This window comes from Collinsella sp. D33t1_170424_A12 (genome assembly GCF_015554865.1).
GTDB lineage: Bacteria > Actinomycetota > Coriobacteriia > Coriobacteriales > Coriobacteriaceae > Collinsella.
This window is the reverse complement of sequence record NZ_JADNJJ010000221.1, coordinates 1-3,734: the sequence shown is the minus strand read 5'-3', so window position 1 is coordinate 3,734 and position 3,734 is coordinate 1. Positions and strand designations below refer to the sequence as shown.

General features: G+C 66.1%; 4 protein-coding genes. 3 read left to right on the top strand and 1 reads right to left on the bottom strand.

Translation table 11 applies throughout. The features are described 5' to 3' along the window. Together I2E26_RS08975 and I2E26_RS08970 are read left to right on the top strand one after the other, a co-directional pair. A partial coding sequence (locus I2E26_RS08975; protein ID WP_370551485.1) for a GyrI-like domain-containing protein occupies positions 1-267 on the top strand: 267 nt, incomplete at its 5' end. Positions 268-298: 31 nt separating this feature from the next. After that, positions 299-1,399, top strand: coding sequence for a 1-propanol dehydrogenase PduQ (locus I2E26_RS08970; protein ID WP_195420454.1), 1,101 nt, complete (start codon positions 299-301; stop codon positions 1,397-1,399). 219 nt (positions 1,400-1,618) lie between these two features. Here I2E26_RS08970 and I2E26_RS08965 read toward each other — a convergent pair whose 3' ends face one another. Beyond that, positions 1,619-2,419 (bottom strand): DeoR/GlpR family DNA-binding transcription regulator, encoded by an 801-nt coding sequence (locus tag I2E26_RS08965; RefSeq protein ID WP_195420455.1) that lies wholly within the window; start codon positions 2,417-2,419, stop codon positions 1,619-1,621. Positions 2,420-2,786: 367 nt separating this feature from the next. Here I2E26_RS08965 and I2E26_RS08960 point away from each other — a divergent pair, with 367 nt between their 5' ends. Further along, positions 2,787-3,635, top strand: a complete 849-nt coding sequence (locus I2E26_RS08960) for a class II fructose-bisphosphate aldolase (RefSeq protein WP_195420453.1) — start codon at positions 2,787-2,789, stop codon at positions 3,633-3,635. Positions 3,636-3,734: the final 99 nt, after the last annotated feature.

The window sequence follows — 3,734 nt, the reverse complement described above, 5'->3', positions numbered from 1 at the left end:
CCCTGCGAGACGGCCATCTTGCAACGGGCGCTGCGCCCCATCGACCCCAAGCACCTGTTCACCCGTCCGCGCGGCCTGTACCTGTCGACCTACCACTCCGGCGCCTTCGAGAAGATCGGCGTGGCGTATCGGCGACTGCAGGCGTACGCGCAGCAAAACGGGCTGAAGACGTGCGGATGCTCCTACGAGCGCTTCGTGACCGACTATTGGACCACCTACGACACCGACCTATTCGTTACCGAGGTCCTCATGCCCATCGAGGGCTAGGGGCGCGCTGGTCGTTGAAAGGACGATTGCGATGAACGATTTCAAGCTGAAGACCGAGCTCTTCTTCGGGTCCCGTGCCCTGGAGCGCTTGGAGCAGATGCCGTATTCCAACATCTTTATCATCACGGACGGCTTCCTCGAGTCGTCGGGCATGGTGGCCAAGATGGCCCAGCACCTTCCTGCGGGCGCGCGCTATCAGACCTATTCCAACGTGAAGCCCGATCCCAGCCAGGAGCTGGTGGACGAGGGCGTCGCCGCGGTCGAGGCCGCCCGTCCCGATATGGTGGTCGCCTTCGGCGGCGGCTCGTGCATCGATGCCGCCAAGGCCGTAATCTATACCTGCTGCGACCGCGGCATGGTCAAGCCGTACTTCCTGGCGATCCCCACCACCGCCGGCACGGGTTCCGAGGTCACCAACTTCGCCGTGATCACCCGCGGCGAGAACAAGGTCGTCCTCATCGACGACCTGCTGGCGCCCGACGGCGCCCTGCTCGAGGCCGATTTCACCCGCAGCGTGCCGCCGCGCATCACCGCCGATACCGGCATGGACGTGCTCACCCACGCTATCGAGGCCTATGTTTCGGTGGATGCGACCGCCTTCACCGACGCGATGGCCGTGAAGGCCGTGCGAACGGTCTTGGCCGACCTGCCCGTCGTGTATCGCGACGGCATGTCCATGCGCAGCCGTGCGCGCATGATCGAGGCGTCGTGCATCGCCGGCGTTGCCTTCACCAACGCGGGCCTGGGCATCAACCATTCGCTCGCCCACGCGCTGGGCGGCCGCTTCCATGTGGCGCATGGGCGCCTCAACGCCGTGCTGCTGCCGTACGTGATGGCGTTCCATATGGCCGATACGAAGTACCGCGAGCCCTACGAGCGCCTGGCCTGCGAGCTGGGTATGGCGAGCGCCCGCGAGCTGTTGGACGCCGTGCTCGAGCTGCGCGACGCGCTCGATATCGAGCGCGCCCTGGGCGAGCTCGACCGTATCGACGGCCTGGAGTTCGAACGCGCGATCAGCGACATGGCCCAGGCCGCCATGCATGACCGCTGCACGCCCACCAACGTGCGTCCCGTTTCCAAGCAGGACCTGGTGAACCTCTATCGCGACGCCTATCGCGGCGCGTCTCTCTAGCTCTCCTTCTTGGCCGTGCGCCCGCAGCGCGCCCCTCCCCGCCATCGGAGGGACGCCGGGCGCGCGGCACCCATCAGATCATTCCCAGCAGCGTCCGGGCCTTGCGCATCCGTGCCTCCGCGCGGGCTCGAGCGCCTGCATCCTCTCTCTGTGCGCCGCCGTCGGTTTCCCCAGCCGACGGCGGCATCGTTATGCGCCGCACCGTGCGATCGCTCGATATCAGGCGAGGAGCAGGCGCGGAGCACGCGCCGGGTCGGGAAGCTCCCCGATGGCGGCGGCGACGATGCCCTGCGGGTCCTCGTCCATCACGACCGCGGAGACGTCGGCAAGCCCGGCGAATCGCATGAGGCCGTCGGCAGCCGCCTTGCTGCCGTCCATGAGGGCGCACGACGAGGCCGCCGCATCGATGAACGCGCGTTTGAGCTGGGCCATCTGCGGGTAGTCGGTCATGAATCCGCGGTTGGGCACGAAGGCGCCGGGGCACAGCACGGCGAGGTTGGCGTGGAGCACCTCGAGCGAGCGCAGGGCGAGCATGCCGTGCAGGTAGCGATGGCCCTTGCGCAGCATGCCGCCCAGCAGCACGACGTCGAGCGCCGGCATGCTCTCATCGATGAAGTCCGCGATGGTGATATCCGCCGTGATCACGGTGATATTCGAGCGCATATCGAGCATGCGCACGAATTCGAGCGCGGTTGTTCCCGAGTCGACGAGGACGGTGTCGCCATCGCGTACGAGCTCGATCGCGCGCCTCGCAATCGCCCGCTTGGCCTCCGCGTTCACGTTGACGCGGCGGTCTTGGACCGAGACGGTGAGCGCCTTGTGCAGCGAGACCGCGCCGCCGTGCGTGCGGCGCAGCTTGCCGTCGGCTTCGAGCGCGTCGAGGTCGGCGCGAACGGTGACGACGGATACGCCGAAGGTGCAGGCGAGCTCGGTCACCTGGACCGAGGCGCTGTGCTCGAGCATCGCCATGATGGCGGCGCGCCGCTCTTCTGCGAAGGCGTGGGTGGACGAGGTGGCCATGGGATCCTCCCGATTCGAGATGCGCCGGCCGGCGCGGCCGGTGCCGATGATGCTCAAGTGTAGCGCCTTTGTGGAGATTTCCCTTTTCATTTCTTTCTTTATAGGAAAGAAAACAGCTTTCGAACGCTTTCTATTTGAAAACAACGAAGAGGCGCGCAGGGCATCGCGTGCACCGGTCGGCAGTTTGGAAGCAGCGCGCTTTCTTTCCCTTTGCTTGATGCGGCGCTCGTGGCTCGCGCGGGGAGACGTCGAGCGGGCGCGCGGATGCCGAAACCCGTACAATAGCGAGCAAGGAACGCCGGTCTACAAGGGGTCGGCGATGAGGTGCCCGCATGACCCAGCGGGGCACAGGAGGGAGCGATAGCTCATGCTCGTAACCACCAAGGAGATGCTGCTCGACGCGCAGAAGAACCACTACGCCGTCGGCGCCTTCAACGTCGAGAACCTCGAGTTCGTCATGGCCGTCCTGGCTGCCGCCGAGGAGACCAAGTCCCCCGTCATCATGCAGACCACTTCCGGCACCATCAAGAAGACCGGCCTCGATTACTTCTACGGCATGGTCAAGGCTGCCGCCGAGCGCGCTTCCGTGCCCGTGGCCCTGCACCTCGATCACGGCGACGGCTACGATCGCTGCATGAAGGCCCTGCGCACCGGTTACACCTCCGTCATGATCGACGGCTCCCACGAGTCCTTCGAGGACAACATCGCCCTCACCAAGTCCGTGGCCGACGCCGGCGCCTGCATGGGCGTGCCCGTCGAGGCCGAGCTCGGCAAGGTTGGCGGCAAGGAGGACGACGTCGAGGTCGAGGGCGAGTCCCCCTACACCGATCCGGTCGAGGCCAAGGAGTTCGTCGAGCGCACCGGCTGCACCTCCCTCGCCATCGGCGTGGGCACCGCTCACGGCGTGTACACCGAGGAGCCCCACATCGACCAGGACGTCGTGAAGGCCATCCGCGCCGCCGTCGACGTGCCGCTGGTCCTGCATGGCACCTCCGGTGTGCCGGACGAGCAGGTCGCCGAGGCCGTCAAGAAAGGCATCTGCAAGGTGAACTACGCCACCGAGTTGCGTCAGGCCTACACCAAGGGCTACATGGCCTACATGGCTGAGAACCCCAACAACTTCGACCCCAAGAACCCGGGTCAGGCCGGCATGGCCGAGATCACCAAGATCGTCAAGATCCGCATGGAGAACCTCGGTTCCGTGGGCCGCGCCTAATCGCTCGAAGCGCGTCTGCGCGGTCGACTGCATAGTCCCCCTTTTTCCCTCCTGTCCCCGTTGGGGCAGGAGGGTTTTTTAACCCGCGGGGCCGCGTGC

Bases quoted from the DNA above. Each gene is read 5' to 3' on its own strand.
- I2E26_RS08970 (WP_195420454.1), top strand. From the start codon at position 299: ATGAACGATTTCAAGCTGAAGACCGAGCTCTTCTTCGGGTCCCGTGCC.
- I2E26_RS08965 (WP_195420455.1), bottom strand. From the start codon at position 2,419: ATGGCCACCTCGTCCACCCACGCCTTCGCAGAAGAGCGGCGCGCCGCC.
- I2E26_RS08960 (WP_195420453.1), top strand. From the start codon at position 2,787: ATGCTCGTAACCACCAAGGAGATGCTGCTCGACGCGCAGAAGAACCAC.